The organism is Vibrio sp. T13N, assembly GCF_032970445.1.
Taxonomy (GTDB): Bacteria; Pseudomonadota; Gammaproteobacteria; order Enterobacterales; family Vibrionaceae; genus Vibrio; species Vibrio diabolicus.
Genome location: NZ_JAWJYE010000006.1, coordinates 94771 through 115698 on the forward strand (window position 1 = coordinate 94771; position 20928 = coordinate 115698).

Here is a 20928-nt window from a genome sequence, read left to right on the forward strand (position 1 = left end):
TCATGAGCCAGAACGTTTATCAATTTATCGATGTGCAGCGTGTAGATCCTGCCAAAAAGCCGATCAAAGTTCGTAAGATCAAGTTCGTTGAAATCTACGAGCCGTTTACTAAGCAACAAGCCACTGCGCAAGCAGACCGCTGTTTAGATTGCGGTAACCCATACTGTGAATGGAAGTGCCCAGTACACAACTACATCCCTCAATGGCTAAAACTGGCAAATGAGGGACGTATTCTTGAAGCTGTTGAGCTATCGCATCAAACCAATAGTTTACCTGAAGTATGTGGACGCGTTTGTCCTCAAGACCGTCTATGTGAAGGTTCATGCACGCTTAATGATGACTTTGGTGCCGTCACCATCGGTAATATAGAAAAGTACATTACCGACAAAGCCTTTGAAATGGGCTGGAAGCCAGATATGTCCAAGGTGGAGTGGACCGATAAAAAGGTCGCAATCATTGGAGCTGGCCCAGCAGGCTTGGCAGCCGCTGATATCCTAGTGCGCAATGGCGTTAAGCCAGTCGTGTTTGACCGCTACCCGGAAATCGGCGGACTACTGACTTTCGGTATCCCTTCGTTCAAGCTTGAAAAAGGGGTAATGGAAAATCGTCGCCGTGTGTTCACTGAAATGGGCGTCGAGTTCCGCATGAACGTGGAAGTCGGTAAAGATGTACAAATGCAAGATCTAATCGATGAGTACGATGCCATTTTCTTAGGCGTTGGCACCTATAAATACATGCGTGCAGGACTAGAAAATGAGGATGCGCCGGGTGTATATGACGCGCTGCCATTTTTAATTTCGAATACCTACAAAGTCATGGAGCTTGAGAACAACCAACCTTTTATCGACATGGCAGGAAAGAAAGTGGTCGTGCTTGGTGGTGGCGATACCGCAATGGACTGTGTACGAACCTCTATTCGCCAAGGAGCCTCCAATGTGATTTGTGCTTATCGTCGTGACGAAGCCAACATGCCTGGCTCTCGTCGCGAGGTAAAAAACGCGAAGGAAGAAGGCGTGAAGTTCATGTTTAACCTGCAACCACTCGGTGTGGAGGTCGACGCCTCAGGTAACGTATCGGGCGTTAAAGTGGTAAAAACCGCTTTAGGTGAGCCCGATGATGCAGGTCGTCGCAGACCAGAACCAGTGGAAGGCAGTGAACATGTATTGCCTGCGGATGCCGTGATCATGGCATTTGGTTTCCAGCCACACAAAATGGACTGGTTGGAACCGTATGGTGTCGATTTAGACCAATGGGGACGTATCAAGGCACCTGTTGAGCAAGCGTTCATGTACCAAACCAGCAATGCGAAAATCTTCGCTGGCGGTGATGCGGTCCGTGGCTCAGACCTCGTCGTAACCGCCATTGATGAAGGGCGAAAAGCGGCAGAAGGCATTCTTGATTACCTAGAAGTCTAATCACAGCTAACATCACAAAAAGGATCCTATTATTGGATCCTTTTTCTTTTGTATCCATATAATTAGAAGCAAAACTATAAGAGTAAATACAATGAAAAAAGCCGCTCTCCTTTCCATCGCTTTACTCAGCCTTACAGCCTGCAGCCAAGGAGTCACCAGTATGCCAGATCGTTCTCAATCACCTTGTGGTGACAAACCAAATTGCGTTTCAACTCAGGACTCAAGAGACAAGTTTCAATTAGCACCTTTTTTGCTCACTGAGTCCGCAACGTTAGATGCTATTGAGCAAGCCGCGCTTCAACTTCCTGGCGCCAAAACCGCGGTAAAAGAGGGTGATTACCTTCGGATAGAATGCACATCTAAAATCATGCGCTTCGTGGATGACCTCGAATTAAAAGTAGCAGGAGACAAACTGATTGTTCGCTCAGAGTCACGTGTGGGCTATTCTGACTTTGGCGTAAACAGAAAGCGCGCCGAACAATTACGAGAAAAGCTCACTCAAGCTAAGCTCATCAAATAGAAAACTGCTCACGGGGAGTGCTATACTCTCGGCCAACTAAAATATTTACCGAAAGAGAGTGTTATGAAAGTTGGTATCATCGGTGCGATGGAACAAGAAGTGACCATCCTGAAAGAAGCAATCACAAACTGCAAAACCGTAAATAAAGCAGGTTGTACGTTTTTCTCTGGTCAAATTAATGATGTAGAAGTAGTCGTACTACAATCAGGTATCGGTAAAGTTGCAGCTGCAGTAGGCACTACCATTCTTCTTGATGAATACCAGCCAGATGTTGTGATTAACACAGGCTCTGCTGGTGGCTTCGATTCAAGCCTAAATCTAGGTGATGTTGTTATCTCAACAGAAGTTCGTCATCACGATGCAGACGTGACCGCTTTTGGTTATGAAATTGGCCAAATGGCTGGCCAGCCTGCTGCATTCAAAGCGGATGAAAAGCTAATGGATTTAGCAGAAAAGGCACTAGCGCAAATGGAAAACACTCATGCAGTTCGCGGCCTGATCTGTACTGGTGATGCATTTGTTTGCACCGCTGAACGCCAAGAGTTTATTCGTAAGCACTTCCCATCCGTTATCGCGGTAGAAATGGAAGCATCTGCTATCGCTCAAACTTGTCACCAATTCAACACGCCGTTTGTTGTTGTGCGCGCAATCTCTGATGTCGCTGATAAAGAGTCACCAATGAGCTTTGATGAGTTCCTACCGCTAGCAGCAAAAAGCTCTTCTGAAATGGTATTCAAAATGCTGGAACTCATTAAGTAAACGACTCATTCATGGAAGAAGTTTTTCAGTCATTTTATGCCAACGGTGCGCTCCTTATTATGTGGGGCGCACTGCTCTTTCACCTTATTTTACCAATCCCCCGTTCATCGCATCCCATCACTTTATGGCGAAAGTTAGCTGAGAACCTCGCCAACAAAGTAAACAATAATCATAGTTACTCACAGAGCCTGACCTCCGGCAGTCTTGCATTGGGCTTGATGCTATTGCCTTGCTTGATCTTGCTGATTGCCGTGGAGCCATTCGTTTGGCAAGTGCCTTTATACGAACTAGTGCTATTGATCATTGCTTTGGACTGGCGCAACAGCGAAGCCTTAACGAAACAACTCGTCACAAGTATGTCGAGAGAAGACAAAGCTCAGTGCCGACAATTACTAAGACCATACCTTAATCGCGATACTGACAGCCTCTCGATCATCGGCATAGGTAAAGCAAGCTCAGAAGCTGTGATTATGGGATACAGCCGCAACGTAATCGGTGTGTTATTTTGGTACGCACTAGCAGGTGGTATTGGTGCGTTAATGTATCGACTAGCCACAGAGTTAGCTCGAGTTTGGTCCCCTAGCCGACGCCAATATTTGCCCTTTGGTAAACCTGCCGTTCAGCTGGTTGCCGCTCTGGATATTATTCCACTTCGTCTCTTTGCCATACTTTTAGCTGTAGGAAAGAACGTAAGCAATGTGCTTTCTGGTGTACAGCAACAAGCGAAGTCTTGGCCACTACCCGGGCCCGCCTGGGTGTTGTGTACCATCGGACACAAACTACAACTCTCTTTATGCGGCCCTGCTATCTATCAAGGTATACGTGCGGAACGCGCAAAAATCGGTGGACGAATCGCCCCATCGGCTATTCACCTTTCACAAATACATACGCTGCTCGTTTGGCGAGTCTTCGTTTGGATAGCTATCCAAAGTCTGCTTTTAGGAATGATTTATCAAGGATTATGATGAATAAACTATGCTTCGCATTAACGCTGTTTGTTTCGACAGCGACCTTCGCCCAAACACCAGCGCAACGCATTGTAAGTTTAGCTCCGCATGCCACTGAAATTGCCTTTGCGGCAGGGCTAGGAGACAAGCTTGTTGCTGTCAGCGAAATGAGTGATTATCCAGAGCAGGCAAAGCAGCTGGAAAGAGTCTCTAATTACCAAGGAATTAAATTAGAGCGCATTATTGCTCTTCAACCGGATTTAGTCATTGCTTGGCCGGCAGGAAACCCGGCAAAAGAGCTGGAGAAAATTAAACAGTTCGGCATTCCTATCTATTATTCCACTACAGGCTCACTGGAAGATATCGCCAATAATATCGAGCAGCTAAGCCAATACAGCGAAACCCCGCAAATAGGACAAAAGGCCGCTGAAGATTTTAGAACGCAACTGAATACACTAAAAGAGAAGTACAACACGCACGAGAAAGTTCGTTACTTTTATCAGTTGAGTGAAAAGCCTATCATCACTGTCGCCGGGAAGAACTGGCCAAGTGAAGTCTTTACTTTTTGCGGTGGTGAAAACATTTTCGCAGAATCCAGCGCGCCTTATCCTCAGGTCAGCATCGAGCAGGTCATCACTCGCCAACCAGAGGTTATTTTTACTTCTCGTCACGCAATGAGTAATGATGGTATGTGGGCAGAGTGGAGCAATGAGCTTCCCGCACTTAGAAATAAACACATCTGGTCTCTAAACTCAGATTGGATTAACCGCCCAACCCCACGCACACTAAATGCGATCACAGAAGTGTGTGAGCACTTTAAAAGCGTTCGTCAAAAACGCTAACGATTTCGTGGCAAATACCGTACAATTTCCGCCCATTTTTTCTCACACTATATAAAGGTACTAAGTAACATGGACTCCATGCTGCTTTATATGATCGATTTGTTCGGTACCGCTGTTTTCGCTATCTCTGGCGTGTTACTGGCGGGCCGTTTAAAAATGGATCCATTCGGCGTTATCGTTCTCGGCAGTGTGACTGCTATTGGTGGCGGAACAATCCGAGACATGGCGCTAGGTGCCACTCCTGTATTTTGGATAACAGATACTACGTATTTATGGGTGATATTTGTTACGTGTCTACTAACCATGCTTGTTATTCGAAGACCCAAGCGACTCTCATGGTGGGTATTACCCGTTTGTGATGCCATCGGTCTCGCTGTATTTGTGGGAATTGGAGTAGAGAAGGCACTCGCCTACAATGCATCTGGAATGGTCGCTGTGATAATGGGGGTTATTACTGGCTGTGGAGGTGGCATTATACGAGACGTGCTGGCTCGCGAAGTTCCTATGGTATTAAGAAGTGAAGTCTACGCTACGGCATGTATTATTGGCGGCATCTTCCATACGATGGCGGTAAACATGGGTTATGACCACTCAACGGCTTTACTCGCTGGTGTAATCTCAACGCTCATTATACGTCTCGGTGCTATTCGTTGGCATCTATCCCTGCCAACTTTCGCAATTAACCGTTAAACACAAACAGCATCACTCATCATCGAGTCGACCAAGTGTCGGCTCCTCTAATTTATGCTCATTTAATTCGCCAATTCTTGGACAATTCGCTAAATTATCTCAACCATTCCTAACTTTCATTAATTATTATGTTGCTTGAAGGTATTGAGACGTTACTTGTCCTCAGTAAAGAAAAAACCATGAGCCGCACGGGCAGCCAACTCTATATTAGTCAATCTGCGGTGAGTAAGCGCATTTCGAATCTAGAGAAGAAGTTAGGAAAAAAATTGATTGAGCCAAGTGGTCGGCATATAAAGCTGACCTCCGATGGCCTCGCGCTCATCAACACGATCGAGCCAACGTTCAATGAGTTAAGAGGTCAGATCTATGATCAGCAAGAAATAGAAGATACTTCTTTGATCAAGATAGACTGCTCTGAAACCTTAGTCGCTGGATACCTTAGTGTGATCATGGCAGAACGCTTTGCCCATGACCAGTACATACGAATATCGACCAATCATACACCACGCATTATTGAGAACGTCAAATCAGGTAAAGCGACACTGGGATTCTGTGCTGGTTATTTACCGCCTCATCATGGATTAATGAGCCTTCACCTCGCTGATGAACCTTTTTCAATCGTCAGTAGATACCCACTTTCGCAACTACCCAAAGCCATTTTGACCAATGACTTAACCAATCCTGCCAACACTTACCAACAAGCTATTTTGTCAAAATACGGAATTGAGCCTTTGATGGAAATGGATTCATACACTGCGGCAGCACAACTGGCTTTGGGCGGAATGGCTCCTGCTTTAATTCCTAAATCTATCCTGAAGACACTTAATATCACACCCAAATTCTGCTATGACTTTGAAGAACTAGGACAGTTAATTCGACCAATACATATCTGCTTGCGCCACAGCACATATCGCAGCGAACGAGTTAAAGCACTGACAAAATCCATTGCTGATGTTGTTGCCAAAGAAGTTTCGTTGCCATGAGCATCGACATCACAATAACTAGAGGACGAATCCATTTTTGCCCTTTACTTACCACGACCTTCGCCCCTAACTGAGCACCAAGAAAACCGCCAACAGCCATGGTTAAACCGAGCTTCCACACTGGTAACCCTGCTAAGATAAAAAAGAGTAGTGCCGCGATGTTTGACGTAAAATTGAGGATTTTGGTTCTAGCTGTGGCTTCGACCAAAGAGAAATGACCTAGTGCAACAAAACAAACAGTAAAAATAGATCCAGTCCCAGGGCCAAAAAAGCCATCATAGAAACCGATCCCGCCACCAATGCATAGCGCAAACATCGCTTCAGATAACTTTGGTTCTCCATCGATTTTTCGCGTACTTGGCGCGAGTAAAAAATAGAGAGAAATGGCAATCAAAAGAACAGGGATCAAACTGGTGAGTACGCTAGCATCAATAAACTGCACAGCCTCGGCACCGATCGCTGCACCAATAAAAGTACAGAGTATCGCGAAACGCATTTCCTTTAAGCTGACAATACCGTTACGCACGAAATACCAGCTAGCAGAGAAACTGCCAAACGAACTTTGTAACTTGTTGGTTGCTAGAGCTTGAGTCGGACTCAACCCCGCTGCCAAAAGCGCAGGGAGCGTAATGAGCCCTCCCCCACCAGCCATCGCATCAATAAAGCCTGCGGCAGTCGCAACCAAAAATAAGGCCAACAAAATCTCAACCGTGATTTCCACTACACTTCCTTTTTGAAGAGGTATCAAAGAGGAAGAAACGGTAGCACTTATTCACAAAACTACCAATGGAAAGTCAAGACACCAATCTATTCCTAATTCTCATCAATCAATGAATCTAGAAAATGATACATTAAAAATATCAATTACATCAAAATATAGAGCCTCACCTCAAGAGTATTTCATTTTTTTGATGGCCAAGAAAAACACTGGCTTAATCTGATAAATTCAACCTTATCAAGAGTGAAAATAATGGATGTTTTAAGGACTCGCCCCTCAATAAAAGAACAACAGCTACGCTCTCGTATAGAACAAACCGTAAATCTAAAACAGCTCTTCAAAGTCATAGACTCTAGGCCTGAAACTTCGGGGGCAGGGGTTATTTATATCGCAGGTGATTCAACAATAATCTCTCTTCGAAAGTTCAACTCCAGTTGTCGCGTCAACCCTATCAGTATTATTTTAAAAGAGCCGACATCTCCTATGTCCGCCGATAGCTACGCCAAAGAACTTAAGTCTTCGAATAGAGAGTCTAAGTTAGCTTCTGAACTTATTGGAGCAGGCTTAAGCTGTGCTTCAGCAGCTTTAGGTTGGATGGTTGTTATTGGTAGTGTTGGTGCGATTCCAATTTCGGGAGGCACGAGTGCTGCCGTTACTTATTTGGGATACAGTGCGGCGGCTGCCTCTACAGTCCAATGTATGGTGGGCATAGGCAGGAGTGGAGCTGAGGGTTTTGCTCCTGATAAGCTAGATGAACTGGACTCGCAAGCTTGGTATCAAAATACGTCTAAAGCCCTCGATTACATATCTCTGGTAGGTGTTGGGGCATCAGGCACAGCCACAATAAAAGCCATAAGTAATCTACAGAAGAGCTCAGGAAAAAGCTTAAGTGAAGTTTTGAAGGGCTTAAATCGACACGAACGAGCAAGGCTCACTAAAGAAATTTCGAAACAAAACATCCCAAACTTATCTTCAAAAGCCTATAAACAACTAGTACGTTCAGGAAGCGTGAAACGAAGGTTCTCTTCACAAGACATCAGCAATGCCATCCAACTTCAACTAAAAGATGCCATTGGTGCAACTATCAGTTTCGTGGGTAGTGCAACCTCCGGCAACGTCGGTGCTATTGCAGTGGGTGTATACGAGGAGTTTTCCATTGAATAGTAGGGAAAAAGAAGTCTTCGTTCTGTCCGCTAAAAGCATCGCTACAGCTTTAAGTGCAATAATACTGTTAACAATGGGGGGAGGATTAAATATTTTCTTCCTGGATCAACTAATCGATATTTCAAACACTTACGGTCCATTCTACTTGTGGGTAGTAATGATGGGTATTGGTGCACTTTTGGTAACGATTCCATTTGGGATGATCATTATTCATGGTTTAAAGTTTCTAAATCCAATCAATATTTTCAATGCCACGATACAAATTTTCATTGCGATATGTTTTGGGGTTTCAGAAGCAAAATTAGGAGACCTATTCTGGTTGATAGCCCTTGCTCTCCCCATTATTGCTCTTTATTTGATGAATACTCCTTCCTACAAATGCTTCATAACCTTTTACTATGAACTAGCTCAGAGTCGTAGAGAGCATCGAAGACGAATGAAAAATATCAACAAGTAGAACAAGTTGCTTAATAAAACAAAAAAGCCCGCTCAAATGAGCGGGCAATGAGGTTGTCATGTAAGCCCTGATTAACGAGCTTACTGATTTTTATCTGTTACGCGTCTAGACTAGCTTTCACTTTTGCGTGTAGCTCTTGAACCGAAGTTACTGACGCTTTTGCGTCTGCAGTATGAGACATACATGTAGCGAACGCTGCGTTCAGTGTCGTTGTGTAGTTCACTTTCTCTGCCAGTGCGCCGCGACGTAGAACTTTCGAATCTTCAATCGCTTGACGACCAGCAGCCGTGTTTACGATGTAGGTGTATTCGTTGTTCTTGATACGGTCAAGAATGTGTGGACGACCTTCGTGTACTTTGTTTACCAAACGTGGGTTAATACCCGCTTCGCCCAGAATTACAGCAGTACCGTGTGTCGCATCCAACTGGTAACCCAGTTTCACTAGCTTAGAAGCCAGGTCAACAACACGCTCTTTATCGCCTTCACGTACTGACAGTAGCGCACGACCACCTTCAGGGTAAACCGCACCACAACCTAGCTCTGCTTTCGCGTAAGCTTCTGCGAATGTTGCGCCAACGCCCATTACTTCACCTGTTGAGCGCATTTCTGGGCCCAATAGCGGATCAACGCCAGGGAACTTGTTGAACGGCAGAACCACTTCTTTCACTGAGTAGTAAGGAGGGATAATCTCTTTAGTAAAGCCTTGTGACTCTAGAGATTGACCCGCCATTACACGTGCAGCGATTTTCGCTAGAGGTGCACCTGTCGCTTTCGATACGAATGGTACCGTACGAGCAGCACGAGGGTTCACTTCGATTAGGTAAACGTCGTTGTCTTTCACAGCAAACTGCGTGTTCATCAAACCGCGTACACCGAGTTCGAACGCCAGCTTCTCAACTTGCTCACGCATCTTGTCTTGAATTTCCTGACTTAGCGTGTATGCAGGCAGTGAACATGCAGAGTCACCAGAGTGAACACCCGCTTGTTCGATGTGTTCCATGATACCGCCGATAACGACGCGTTCACCGTCACAGATAGCATCAATATCAACTTCGGTTGCATCATCCAAGAAACGGTCTAGTAGAACTGGAGACTCGTTCGATACGCTTACTGCTTCGTTGAAGTAGCGACGCAGGTCTTGCTCATCGTAAACAATTTCCATCGCACGACCACCGAGTACATAAGACGGGCGAACAACTAATGGGAAGCCAATTTCTTTCGATTTTTCAACCGCCTGTTCCATCGTTGTTACTGTCGCGTTTTCTGGCTGAAGTAGACCTAGACGGTCAACAGCTGCCTGGAAGCGTTCACGGTCTTCCGCACGGTCGATAGCATCTGGGCTAGTACCAATGATTGGAACACCAGCCGCTTCTAGAGCACGAGCCAGTTTAAGTGGCGTTTGACCACCGTACTGAACAATCACACCTTTTGGTTTTTCAACGCGAGCGATAGACAGTACATCTTCCAGAGTTACTGGTTCGAAGTACAGGCGATCAGACGTATCGTAGTCAGTAGATACCGTTTCTGGGTTACAGTTAACCATAATGGTTTCGTAACCGTCTTCACGCAGCGCAAGTGATGCGTGTACACAACAGTAATCGAATTCAATACCTTGGCCGATACGGTTTGGACCGCCACCAAGAACCATGATCTTGTCTTTGTCTGTTGGGTTTGCTTCACACTCTTCATCGTAAGATGAGTACATGTAAGCCGTGTCAGAAGAAAACTCAGCGGCACACGTATCTACACGTTTGTAAACCGGGTGAATATCAAACTGCTCACGAACACGGCGAATTTCACTTTCAGCGACACCTAGCAGTTTAGACAAGCGCGCATCAGAGAAACCTTTACGTTTCATCTGGCGAAGCACTTCTTTGGTCAAACCTGCGTAGCCGCCCGCCTTGACTTGCTCTTCGAGTTTTACGATTTCTTCGATTTGAACCAGGAACCAACGGTCGATTTGAGTCAAGTTGAACACGCCGTCAACTGACATGCCAGCTCGGAATGCATCGGCGATGTACCAGATACGCTCAGCGCCTGCTTCTTTAAGTTCGTGACGAATCTTAGTCAGTGCATCTGGTGCTTCTAAATCGACCATCTCGTCAAAACCAGTTGCGCCAACTTCTAGGCCACGCAGTGCTTTGTGAAGAGATTCTTGTTGGTTACGACCAATTGCCATTACCTCACCAACCGATTTCATCTGAGTAGTCAGACGGTCGTTTGCGCCAGCAAATTTCTCGAAGTTAAAGCGAGGAATCTTAGTTACGACGTAGTCGATAGTTGGCTCGAATGATGCTGGTGTTGCACCGCCCGTGATGTCGTTTTGTAGTTCGTCCAGAGTAAAGCCAACAGCAAGCTTCGCGGCAATCTTAGCGATTGGGAAACCTGTTGCTTTTGACGCTAACGCAGAAGAGCGAGATACACGCGGGTTCATCTCGATGATAACCATACGGCCATCTTTCGGGTTGATACCAAACTGTACGTTTGAACCACCTGTTTCAACACCAATTTCACGTAGAACGGCTAGCGATGCATTACGCATTAGCTGGTATTCTTTGTCAGTCAGTGTCTGTGCTGGTGCTACTGTGATTGAGTCACCCGTGTGGATACCCATTGGATCAAAGTTTTCGATTGAACATACGATGATACAGTTGTCCGCTTTGTCACGAACGACTTCCATTTCGTACTCTTTCCAACCGATTAGTGACTCATCGATAAGAAGTTCGTTGGTCGGAGATAAGTCCAGACCGCGACGACAGATTTCTTCGAACTCTTCTTTGTTGTACGCGATACCACCACCAGTGCCACCCATGGTGAACGATGGACGGATGATACAAGGGAAGCCAACCATATCTAAAACTTTGTAAGCTTCTTCCATGCTCTTCGCTGTATCTGCGCGAGGACACTCAAGGCCGATAGACTTCATCGCTTTATCAAAACGAGAACGGTCTTCCGCTTTGTCGATTGCATCTGCAGTTGCGCCGATCATCTCTACGCCGAATTCTTCTAGTACGCCGTGTTTCTCTAAGTCTAACGCACAGTTAAGTGCAGTCTGGCCACCCATGGTTGGCAAAACTGCATCTGGACGCTCTTTTTCAATGATCTTGCGTACCACTTCCCATTGGATTGGCTCGATGTAAGTCGCATCAGCCATCTCTGGGTCAGTCATGATCGTTGCTGGGTTCGAGTTAACCAGAATAACTCGGTAGCCTTCTTCACGAAGTGCTTTACAGGCTTGTGCGCCAGAGTAGTCAAACTCACATGCCTGACCGATAACAATCGGACCAGCACCAAGAATTAGAATACTTTGAATGTCAGTACGTTTTGGCATTATCTACTACTCCGAATTAAGCGCTGTGTTTTTTGATTAGTTCGATAAAGTGGTCAAATAGCGGTGCCGCGTCATGTGGACCTGGGCTCGCTTCTGGGTGACCTTGGAAGCTAAATGCTGGCTTGTCTGTGCGGTGAATACCTTGCAAAGAGCCATCAAATAACGATACGTGAGTAGCACGTAAGTTTTCCGGTAACGTTGCTTCATCTGCCGCAAAGCCGTGGTTTTGCGAAGTGATCATAACAACGTTACGGTCTAAATCTTTTACTGGGTGGTTTGCACCATGGTGACCAAACTTCATTTTCACGGTTTGTGCACCTGACGCTAACGCAAGGATTTGGTGACCTAAACAGATACCGAAGATAGGTAAGCCTTTTTCTAGGAACACTTTTGTCGCTTCAATCGCGTAAGTACATGGTTCTGGATCACCAGGGCCATTTGATAGGAAAACACCGTCCGGGTTCATCGCAAGCACTTCTTCCGCTGACGTTTCAGCAGGAACAACCGTTAAGCGGCAACCGCGGTCAACCAACATTCGTAGGATGTTGCGTTTTGCGCCGAAGTCGTAAGCAACGACGTGGTATGGCAGCTCGCTGTCATCTTTCGCCTCTGGAAGTCCACCTTCAAGCGTCCACGAACCTTGTTTCCATTGATACGCTTCTTTCGTTGTAACTTCTTTCGCAAGGTCCATTCCTTTTAAGCCTGGGAATTCTTTTGCTTTCGCTAAAGCCAAAGCTTCATCTAGGTTATTACCCGCAACAATACAACCGTTTTGAGCACCTTTTTCACGCAAGATACGAGTGAGCTTTCGCGTATCAATATCAGCGATGCCAACAATATTTTGAGACTTAAGGTAATCAGAGAGGGATTGTTCATTACGGAAGTTAGAAGCGATAAGAGGAAGATCGCGAATCACAAGGCCTTGTGCATGAATGGAAGAGGATTCTTCATCTTCGGAAGTGGTTCCGGTATTGCCAATGTGAGGATAAGTAAGGGTGACGATTTGCTGAGAATAGGAAGGATCAGTGAGGATTTCTTGATACCCCGTCATCGAGGTATTAAAAACGACTTCACCAACGGAAATACCATCTGCCCCTATGGACACTCCGTGGAACACTGTCCCATCTTCTAGGACTAACAGTGCTAATTTACCCAAGACAACCTCCAGAATAAAAATGCAAAAAAAATAAATCAAGCTGCAAACATGCCTTCCTTTACCTATAAAATCTACATAAATAGGTATTTCAGACAAATTGGCGGTATTCTAAAGTTGGACTGGAAACCTGTCAACCTACAATCAAAAATAAATTATCAATTTCTAGCGAGTAAGGTCATTTCGAATCAGTAAGGCTCAAAAAGACAACTTTTGAATGCTATTACATAGGGAGGGATAGAGGTTTAATGAATTTTACAAATTTGAACTTTTTAGGGATCACAAAAAATTATGAGTTTTTAACGCAAACGTTCACTAAGACAAAAACAGGAACACTTTTAACGGTTACACCCAAAAACAAAGCCAAAACAGACAAAAATATAACAAAAGTAAGTGCTAAAATCTTCTCTATCAGAATCATTTTATTTACAAATAATTCTATAGATATAAAAAAGCCGGCTAGCGCCGGCGAATAATTATGTATTTAGAGTTCATTCAATCCCAAAACATCTGTCATGGTATAAAAGCCCGCAGGTTTAGCACTCAACCAAACGGCAGCCTTTACGGCCCCATTAGCAAACGTCATGCGATCAGTCGCTTTGTGCGTTATTTCCACTCGTTCCCCGATATCAGCAAACATAGCTGTATGCTCACCGACGATATCGCCAGCGCGAATCGTAGCAAAGCCGATCTCATCTTTTGTTCGTTCACCAGTAATGCCTTCTCGGGCATAGACAGCTACATCATTCAGCTTATTACCCATCGCACCAGCAATAGCTTCTCCCATTCCGACAGCGGTACCAGAGGGGGCATCAACTTTATGGCGATGGTGTGCTTCAACAATCTCGATATCACAGTAATCCCCCATCACTTTGGCCGCTTTCTCAAGAAGCTTAAAGACAAGGTTTACGCCTACAGAATAATTTGGCGCCATCACAACAGGCACTTGCTTGGCTGCTTCATCGATAAGATCACGCTCTGCATCGCTGAAGCCAGTCGTCCCAATCACAATGCTCTTACCGTATTTCTTACACAACTCGAGATTCGCTAATGTGCTTACTGGAGCGGTGAAATCGATGATTACATCAAAATTATCGACGTCTTTAGCAAGATCATCTGTTAAGAGCACATCGAATTTACCTTCACCACAAAGTTCACCGATATCGACGCCGACGAGTGAAGACTCAGGTCGTTCTGATCCCGCGCTCACTGTCGCTTCAGGATTAAGGTGTGAAGCTTTAACCAAATTGCGGCCCATTCGGCCAGCTGCTCCTGCGATTGCAATACGAACCATTGCGCTTTCTCTCCTTCTCTGGATAACGAGGTTTACTCTCGTTCTCTCGTTTTGCTTAATCTGTTTAAACTAACAACATACTATGGTTACCACAAGCAAGTTCATCGAGCTTAAGCAAACTCTTTTACAACACGCTCCAAGATAGGTACGTTCGCTTCAGGAAAGGTGTAGTCGCCCAATTCGCTGATCTCAACCCAGCATCCTTCTTGACCTTCTCGACCGTAAGGCTCATTACTGAATTGAGATACTGTAATAAAATCAAACTTGAGTGATTTGTCTGGATAGTCGTATTCCAAGTGTTCAAAAGGGGCTTGCTCAATAACTTCAATTCCCACTTCTTCTTCGAGTTCTCTTGTAATAGCAAGCTCAATACTTTCTCCCGGCTCGACTTTGCCACCCGGAAACTCCCAAAACCCGCCTTTGTGCTTATCATCAGGACGCTTTGTAATAAAGATCTTTGATTTATCTTGGTTAAAAATAATTGCCGCGACTATGTGAATTCTTTTCATGGGGATTCCTAACTCTCAAGACCGTTGTACTTTACTATTGTGACAACGAGCTTCTACATCTCAAAAACTTTCTGACCTATCAAACTTATGGAATTTGATAGCCAAAGAATTTATTTAAAAAAAGAGTCGCCTAAGCGACTCTTTGAAAAATAATCCGACTAACAGATTAGTCGATTTTGCCGTGGCACTGTTTGTACTTCTTGCCACTGCCACAAGGGCAAGGTTCATTGCGACCGACTTTACGTTCATCACGTACCATTGGTTGATTTGAACCTTCTTCAGATTCTTCGCCTTCAGAAAGCGGATTTTGTGCTGCAGCGTGTTGCGCTTGTGCACGACGAGCGGCTTCTTCAGCTTGCGCACGACGCTGTTCTTCCATACGTTCAACTTCTTCTTGTTGCTGAACGCGAACACGAGATAGAACAGTAATAACGTCTGTTTTCAGCGCTTCTAGTAGACCCTCAAACAGTTCAAACGACTCACGTTTGTATTCTTGTTTTGGGTTCTTCTGTGCGTAACCGCGTAAATGGATACCTTGACGCAAGTGATCCATCGCAGCCAAATGCTCTTTCCAAAGCGTATCCAGAGTCTGAAGCATGACCGATTTTTCGAAGTTGCGAAGCACTTGTGCACCCACCACTTCCTCTTTCTCTTTGTACACTTCAACGGCTAGGTTGATGATCTTTTCACGTAATGCTTCTTCGTAAAGCTTGTCGTCTTCTTCAAGCCATTGTTTCACTGGCGCATCAAGATCGAAGTCCGCTTTCAAGCGCTCTTGTAGACCTTCAACATCCCACATATCTTCTAGTGACTGTGGTGGAATGTACTCATCAATAACCGCTGTTAGCACATCTTCACGGTTTTGCTCGATCATGCCGCTGATGTCTTCAACGTTCATTAACTCGTCACGCAGTTCGTAGACAACCTTACGTTGATCGTTCGCTACATCATCGTATTCAAGCAGCTGCTTACGGATATCAAAGTTACGACCTTCCACTTTGCGCTGTGCTTTTTCAATTGAGCGAGAAAGCATTTTCGATTCAATAGCTTCACCTTCTTCCATACCACTTTGAATAAGGCTCGCCATACGATCAGAAGTGAAAATACGTAGCAAAGAGTCTTCCATAGATAGGTAGAAGCGCGATGAACCCGCATCACCTTGACGACCAGAACGACCACGTAGCTGGTTATCAATACGGCGAGATTCGTGTCGCTCAGTACCAATGATATGTAGACCACCAGCTTCTAGCACTTGGTCATGCACCACTTTCCACTCTGCTTTAATCGCATCGATTTGCTCTTGAGTTGGGTTCTCTAAAGCTTCAACTTTTGATTGCCAGCTACCGCCAAGCACAATGTCCGTACCACGACCGGCCATGTTGGTCGCGATAGTTACCGCACCAGGCATACCCGCTTCAGCAACAATTTCCGCTTCTTTCTCATGGAATTTCGCGTTCAATACGTTGTGTTTGATCTTAGCCTTCTTCAATGCGTTAGAAAGAAGTTCTGACTTTTCAATCGACACAGTACCAACAAGCGTTGGCTGCCCTTTGGCAACACGCTCTTTAATATCTTCAATGATTGCCGCAAACTTCTCTGCTTCAGTACGGTAAACCACATCTGGCATATCGTTACGAATCATCGGCTTGTTGGTTGGGATAACCACCGTTTCCAAACCATAGATAGACTGGAATTCGAACGCTTCAGTATCCGCTGTACCTGTCATACCTGACAGTTTTTCGTATAAACGGAAGTAGTTCTGGAAGGTAATAGAAGCCAAAGTTTGGTTTTCGTTTTGGATCTTAACGCCTTCTTTCGCTTCTACTGCTTGGTGAAGACCTTCAGACCAACGACGACCTGGCATTGTACGACCAGTGTGTTCATCAACGATGACCACTTCGCCTTCATCAGTAACGATGTAATCAACGTTACGCTCGAATAACACATGAGCACGCAAAGCAGCATTCACGTGATGCAACATGCTGATGTTAGCCGGAGAGTAAAGTGTATCCCCTTCCTCCATCAGACCGTTTTTCACCAACAGTTCTTCAACGTATTCTTGACCTGTTTCTGTTAGGTATACTTGCTTTGATTTTTCATCAACAGTGTAGTGACCATCACCGCGGTATTCTTCAGAGTCTTCTTTATCTTGCTTTTTCAGATGCGGGATCAAAAGGTTGATTCGAGTGTATAGCTCAGAGCTATCTTCAGCAGGACCAGAAATGATCAAAGGAGTACGAGCTTCATCAATTAGGATTGAGTCCACCTCATCGACAACAGCAAAGAAGCGATCACGCTGTACACGGTCTTCGCTACGGAAAGCCATATTGTCACGAAGGTAGTCAAAACCAAACTCATTGTTGGTTCCGTATAGAATGTCAGCTTGGTACGCTTCTTTTTTCTCTTGAGGAGGCATGTTTGGCACGTTTACGCCAACGGTCATACCTAAAAATTCAAATAGAGGGCGGTTCGTCTCAGCATCACGTTTAGCTAGATAATCGTTCACTGTTACGATGTGAACACCTTTACCAGCAAGAGCATTTAAGTAAGCTGGAAGCGTTGCAGTCAGCGTTTTACCTTCACCTGTACGCATCTCCGCAATTTGACCCGCATTTAGAACCATACCACCGATAAGCTGAACGTCGAAGTGACGCATGCCGTAGACACGCTTAGATGCCTCACGAACCGTAGCAAAAGCTTCAGGAAGTAGTTTATCAAGAGTTTCACCTTTCTCTAGGCGCTCACGGAACTCAACCGTCTTTGCTTTTAACTCTTCATCACTTAGAGCTTCGAATGTTGGCTCGTAGTTATTAATTTCTTTTACAATTTTTCTAAGGCGGCGCAGTGTTCGGTCGTTGCGACTGCCAATCACTTTTGTCAGTAGCTTAGTTATCATTTTTCGTGAATCTCTCTTTAATCAGACCGTTCCCGATCTACTCATAATGCCTTCAGTCTCTGCCAGTTTGGAACTAAGAATACTGAGATAAATCATTTATCAAAGATATTGAGTTCAAACATCCATATTTCAAGGCTAAGTTTCGAAACAATGTGGCTTAGTGTAAGGATTTTTCATCGATACAACCATAAATAGACGTATTTGTTTGAAGCACTCTGAAGTTTTTACTTAAAGTGGTGACTGATTAGACGATATTGCATACCACAATATGTGTAATCTATTCAAAGCAGACTTTGCTTTTTACCTTGCTACATTGTAAAACTGAAGCGAAAGACGTTAATGTAAACTATACCTTGATAGAAAGCTGCTCTAGAATAGCTGATATCTCAACAAAATTAGATTTTACCTATGCGTGATCACCGTCCAACCTCGACTGAAGATGTTATTGCTGAATCACAGTTCAAGCAGATTCAAGAACATGCTGGAGAAATCTTACAGCTTAACCAAGCTTTGCAAGAGATCTTACCCACAGGGACAGCCGATCATTGCCGGGTGGCGAATGTTCGTAACGGCCACCTATTGATCGATGTTTCTAGTGCCGCGATCAAAATGAAGATCGATTACGATCGCCTCATGATCCTAAATAAACTTCGTACTCAAGGCTTTGCCAAACTGATGAGCGTTGAAGTGAGGATCAATCCATCATTATACCGAAATCGTTTCGAACAAGACGACAGACCTAAACGTCCACCATTAACAGAATCTGCAGCAAAGTCATTGATGACGATTGCCGACATGGCACCGCCTAAAATTCAAGAGCGTTTAAAGCGATTGGCCGATATGGCAGAAAAGAAAGACCGTAAGTAACCGTTATTTCAATATGCTGAAAAGCTCGAATGCTATTAATAAGCCCAAGATTAAAGCCAAATAGCAAAAAACCAGGCATAAGCCTGGTTTTTTATTAATTTTAATGCCGAGTATTTACGCAAGCACCATATTTGGTTCAGCGAATGCTACTGGTGAGCCGACTTCTTCTTCGAATGTAGTCCACTCCCAGGCTTCTTGATCAGCAAGAACAGCTCGCAGAAGTTGGTTGTTCAAACCGTGCCCTGATTTAAAGGCGCGAAATTCACCGATGATTGGGTGACCACACATGTAAAGGTCACCAATCGCATCCAACACTTTGTGAGTCACAAACTCATTTTCAAAGCGTAGACCTTCTTCGTTAAGAATACGGTAATCATCCAATACGATAGCATTGTCGAAACTACCACCCAAAACTAGGTTTTGAGATTGTAGATATTCGATATCACGCATAAAGCCAAACGTACGTGCACGAGAAATTTCACGAACGAAGCCTTTTGAAGAGAAATCAAACAGCAAGCGCTGTTCGTCTGACTCAATAGCAGGGTGATTAAATTCAATTTCGAAGTCCATGCGGAAGCCGTTAAATGGTACAAACTCTGCCCATTTATCGCCATCTTCAAAACGAACTGGCTTTTTAATACGGATGAAACGTTTTGGCGCATTTTGCGTTTCTATACCTGCTTGTTGTAGCAAGTATACAAATGGGCTAGCACTACCATCCATAATTGGAATTTCAGGTGCGTCTACTTCGACAACAATGTTGTCGATGCCCATACCAGCAAGTGCCGCATTCAAGTGCTCTACAGTTGAAATACGCACACCTTCGTCGTTTACCAAAGCAGTACATAGCATGGTGTCACGAACAGAAGCTGGATCAGCTGGAAAATCTACAGGTGGGTTTACATCTGTACGACGGTAAATGATACCTGTATTTGCAGCAGCCGGGCGCAGAGTAAGCGTGACTTTACGACCAGAGTGGAGGCCCACACCAGTTGTTTTCACTATTTCTTTCAGAGTACGTTGTCTGATCATCTGCTTGCCTCTCAAAAATTTGCTACAAAACACGGCCGTCTGTAACGTCGACCGTGAATGCTACCATAATTTTGAGCCATGTCAAATTTATGGATTAAAGATTAATCAGCCTGACGACGCAAAAATGCCGGGATATCTAAATAACCACTTTCCTTCTCTTGCTTCGGAGCCGCAGAGCTTTGGCTCGACGATGCTGGAGAAGAAGAAACTGTATTTGTCGGCTGAGGAGTTACCTGTGGCTTCTCTTGCACTTGATTATTTTGCAAGGTTTGTGCCGGTTTCTCTTCAGCTTGCGTTGCCGCCGCTTGCTGTTGTGGTTGAGCCTGCGGCGTCGGAGCCACTTTCGCTTTACCACCCGCAACTAGCGTGATATCTGGTTTTTTCTCATTGCCAATACCTGTCGCTACAACTGTTACGCGGATTTCATCAGTCATATCTGGGTCTAGAGAAGTACCGATAACAACAGTTGCATTGTCAGAAGCAAATGCTTTCACTGTATTACCAACCGTCTCAAACTCGTCAAGACGCATATCCAGACCTGCAGTAATATTGACAAGAACACCACGAGCGCCCGCTAGATCGATGTCTTCCAGAAGTGGGCTAGAAATTGCCATTTCAGCCGCTTCTTCAGCACGATCTTCGCCTTTAGCAATACCGCTGCCCATCATCGCGTGACCCATTTCAGACATTACTGTCCTTACGTCCGCAAAGTCGACGTTGATCATGCCAGGGCGAGTAATTAGCTCTGCAATGCCTTGAACTGCGTTCTTAAGAACGTCGTTCGCACTTGCAAAAGCTTCTAGTAGCGTGACACCACGGCCAAGTACTTTAAGCAGCTTTTCGTTTGGAATCGTAATCAAAGAGTCAACGTGCTTAGACAGCTCATCGATACCTTGCTCAGCGAACGCCAAACGCTTTTTGCCTTCAAAGCTGAACGGTTTTGTCACTACCGCGACAGTTAGAATGCCAAGCTCTTTAGCTACTTCAGCAATAACAGGTGCTGCACCAGTACCTGTACCGCCACCCATACCAGCTGCGATAAACACCATATCGGCGCCAGTTAGGGAATCTTTAATTCTATCTCTGTCTTCGAGAGCTGCGTCACGGCCAACCTGTGGATTAGCACCTGCACCCAGACCTTTGGTGATATCGCCACCGATCTGAATAACATTGCCAACGCTTGTCTTACGAAGTGCTTGCGCATCAGTGTTGACGCTGATGAATTCCACACCTTCGATGGATTCACGCACCATGTGTTCAACGGCGTTACCACCGCCGCCACCAACCCCAACGACCTTGATTACTGCATCGTCAGACATTTCCATCATCGGTTCAAACATGTGTTGTCTCC

At 44.9% G+C, this 20928-nt stretch carries 19 protein-coding genes; 11 read left to right on the forward strand and 8 right to left on the reverse strand.

What is annotated here, in order from left to right:
* Positions 1-2: 2 nt before the first annotated feature.
* The 7 genes from R2S67_RS11725 to R2S67_RS11755 all read left to right on the forward strand — a co-directional run bounded on the left by R2S67_RS11725 (position 3) and on the right by R2S67_RS11755 (position 6156).
* On the forward strand, positions 3-1415 hold the full coding sequence (locus R2S67_RS11725; protein ID WP_317344395.1) for an FAD-dependent oxidoreductase: 1413 nt from the start codon (positions 3-5) through the stop codon (positions 1413-1415).
* A gap of 91 nt (positions 1416-1506) precedes the next feature.
* Positions 1507-1935, forward strand: a complete 429-nt coding sequence (locus R2S67_RS11730) for a DUF1499 domain-containing protein (RefSeq protein ID WP_031780533.1) — start codon at positions 1507-1509, stop codon at positions 1933-1935.
* Between the two features lie 63 nt (positions 1936-1998).
* A complete protein-coding gene (gene mtnN / locus R2S67_RS11735; protein WP_005396324.1) occupies positions 1999-2694 on the forward strand; it encodes a 5'-methylthioadenosine/S-adenosylhomocysteine nucleosidase in 696 nt (231 codons plus the stop codon).
* Positions 2695-2705: 11 nt separating this feature from the next.
* Positions 2706-3659, forward strand: a complete 954-nt coding sequence (locus tag R2S67_RS11740) for a cobalamin biosynthesis family protein (protein ID WP_193447648.1) — start codon at positions 2706-2708, stop codon at positions 3657-3659.
* Entirely contained in the window at positions 3659-4483 is an 825-nt protein-coding gene (gene btuF / locus R2S67_RS11745; protein ID WP_301578004.1) for a vitamin B12 ABC transporter substrate-binding protein BtuF, read from the forward strand. Before R2S67_RS11740 ends, btuF begins: the two co-directional genes overlap by 1 nt.
* Positions 4484-4552: 69 nt before the next feature.
* The gene (locus R2S67_RS11750) at positions 4553-5173 is read left to right on the forward strand and encodes a TRIC cation channel family protein (RefSeq protein ID WP_005387377.1); all 621 of its coding nucleotides are present in this window, start codon (positions 4553-4555) and stop codon (positions 5171-5173) included.
* Positions 5174-5301: 128 nt separating this feature from the next.
* A complete protein-coding gene (locus R2S67_RS11755; RefSeq protein WP_104971268.1) occupies positions 5302-6156 on the forward strand; it encodes a LysR family transcriptional regulator in 855 nt (284 codons plus the stop codon).
* Here R2S67_RS11755 and R2S67_RS11760 read toward each other — a convergent pair.
* Positions 6098-6877, reverse strand: coding sequence for a TSUP family transporter (locus R2S67_RS11760; protein ID WP_017821480.1), 780 nt, complete (start codon positions 6875-6877; stop codon positions 6098-6100). The two genes, R2S67_RS11755 and R2S67_RS11760, sit on opposite strands and share 59 nt — an antisense overlap.
* Before the next feature lie 249 nt (positions 6878-7126).
* Between R2S67_RS11760 and R2S67_RS11765 the strand changes: the two genes are divergently transcribed.
* Both R2S67_RS11765 and R2S67_RS11770 read left to right on the forward strand, forming a co-directional pair.
* The gene (locus R2S67_RS11765) at positions 7127-8038 is read left to right on the forward strand and encodes a hypothetical protein (protein ID WP_023584955.1); all 912 of its coding nucleotides are present in this window, start codon (positions 7127-7129) and stop codon (positions 8036-8038) included.
* A complete protein-coding gene (locus tag R2S67_RS11770) occupies positions 8031-8495 on the forward strand; it encodes a hypothetical protein (protein ID WP_053808580.1) in 465 nt (154 codons plus the stop codon). The genes R2S67_RS11765 and R2S67_RS11770 overlap by 8 nt, the downstream gene beginning before the upstream one ends.
* A 97-nt stretch (positions 8496-8592) precedes the next feature.
* Here R2S67_RS11770 and carB read toward each other — a convergent pair whose 3' ends face one another.
* Both carB and carA read right to left on the reverse strand, forming a co-directional pair.
* Positions 8593-11826 carry a carbamoyl-phosphate synthase large subunit gene (gene carB, locus R2S67_RS11775; protein ID WP_317344409.1) on the reverse strand — a complete coding sequence of 1078 codons (3234 nt, stop codon included), beginning with the start codon at positions 11824-11826 and terminating at the stop codon, positions 8593-8595.
* Between the two features lie 16 nt (positions 11827-11842).
* A complete protein-coding gene (gene carA, locus R2S67_RS11780; protein WP_005396428.1) occupies positions 11843-12982 on the reverse strand; it encodes a glutamine-hydrolyzing carbamoyl-phosphate synthase small subunit in 1140 nt (379 codons plus the stop codon).
* A 245-nt stretch (positions 12983-13227) separates the two neighbouring features.
* Here carA and R2S67_RS11785 point away from each other — a divergent pair, with 245 nt between their 5' ends.
* Positions 13228-13455 carry a hypothetical protein gene (locus tag R2S67_RS11785; RefSeq protein ID WP_170892359.1) on the forward strand — a complete coding sequence of 76 codons (228 nt, stop codon included), beginning with the start codon at positions 13228-13230 and terminating at the stop codon, positions 13453-13455.
* Positions 13456-13463: 8 nt separating this feature from the next.
* On the opposite strand, the gene dapB is transcribed toward R2S67_RS11785, so the two are convergent.
* The 3 genes from dapB to secA form a co-directional block, all read right to left on the reverse strand.
* A complete protein-coding gene (dapB, locus tag R2S67_RS11790; protein WP_145473190.1) occupies positions 13464-14273 on the reverse strand; it encodes a 4-hydroxy-tetrahydrodipicolinate reductase in 810 nt (269 codons plus the stop codon).
* Positions 14274-14383: 110 nt separating this feature from the next.
* Positions 14384-14782 (reverse strand): 8-oxo-dGTP diphosphatase MutT, encoded by a 399-nt coding sequence (mutT, locus tag R2S67_RS11795; RefSeq protein ID WP_005396433.1) that lies wholly within the window; start codon positions 14780-14782, stop codon positions 14384-14386.
* A gap of 166 nt (positions 14783-14948) precedes the next feature.
* Entirely contained in the window at positions 14949-17678 is a 2730-nt protein-coding gene (secA, locus tag R2S67_RS11800; protein WP_005396435.1) for a preprotein translocase subunit SecA, read from the reverse strand.
* A gap of 408 nt (positions 17679-18086) precedes the next feature.
* On the opposite strand from secA, the gene R2S67_RS11805 reads away from it, so the two are divergent.
* On the forward strand, positions 18087-18545 hold the full coding sequence (locus R2S67_RS11805; protein WP_012842148.1) for a DUF721 domain-containing protein: 459 nt from the start codon (positions 18087-18089) through the stop codon (positions 18543-18545).
* A gap of 114 nt (positions 18546-18659) precedes the next feature.
* Here the strand turns inward: R2S67_RS11805 and lpxC are convergent, their stop codons facing one another.
* Together lpxC and ftsZ are read right to left on the reverse strand one after the other, a co-directional pair.
* Positions 18660-19577 carry a UDP-3-O-acyl-N-acetylglucosamine deacetylase gene (lpxC, locus tag R2S67_RS11810; protein ID WP_005381871.1) on the reverse strand — a complete coding sequence of 306 codons (918 nt, stop codon included), beginning with the start codon at positions 19575-19577 and terminating at the stop codon, positions 18660-18662.
* Positions 19578-19678: 101 nt separating this feature from the next.
* On the reverse strand, positions 19679-20917 hold the full coding sequence (ftsZ, locus tag R2S67_RS11815) for a cell division protein FtsZ (RefSeq protein WP_012842149.1): 1239 nt from the start codon (positions 20915-20917) through the stop codon (positions 19679-19681).
* Positions 20918-20928 lie beyond the last annotated feature (11 nt).